The 751-nt window shown below is 69.8% G+C and carries 1 protein-coding gene; it reads right to left on the bottom strand.

From position 1 onward, the window contains the following. Positions 1–751, bottom strand: a 751-nt coding sequence (locus AC5L38_RS44295) for a beta-ketoacyl synthase N-terminal-like domain-containing protein (RefSeq protein WP_495248837.1), incomplete at both ends; no start/stop codon positions are given.

A 751-nucleotide genomic window follows, 5' to 3' on the forward strand; every position in this document is an offset into this window, starting at 1 on the left:
TACGACCCGACACCACCCACGAAACAACCCCACCCCCCTCCACCACGTCCCCCACCACCGGCACCTCCACCGGCACCGGCACCGCAGACTGCTCCAAAATCACATGCGCATTGGTCCCACTGATCCCGAACGACGACACCCCCGCCCGGCGCGACCGTTCCACCCGGGGCCACGGCCGTGTCTCGGTCACCAGCTCGACCGCGCCCTCGCTCCAGTCAACGTGCGAGGACGGCGCGTCCACGTGCAACGTGCGCGGCACCACACCCTCGCGCATCGCCATGACCATCTTGATGATCCCGGCCACACCGGCGGCCGTCTGGGTGTGACCGATGTTCGACTTGATCGAACCGAGCAGCAACGGCTCCGCCTCGTCGCGGCCCTGTCCGTAGGTGGACATCAGCGCCCGCGCCTCGATGGGATCGCCCAGCCGCGTCCCGGTGCCGTGCGCCTCGACCACGTCGACGTCCGAGGCCGACAGCCCCGCACCGGCCAGGGCCTGGCGGATCACCCGCTGCTGCGACGGGCCGTTCGGCGCCGTCAACCCGTTGGAGGCGCCGTCCTGGTTCACCGCCGAGCCCCGTACCACCGCCAGCACCTGGTGACCGTTGCGACGCGCGTCCGACAACCGCTCCAACACCAGCACACCCACACCCTCCGACCAACCGACCCCATCGGCGGCCTCGGAGAACGAACGACACCGGCCATCCACCGACAGACCACGCTGACGAGCGAACCCGATGAAGGTGTTCGG

The sequence above is a fragment of the Streptosporangium nanhuense genome, from assembly GCF_059358815.1.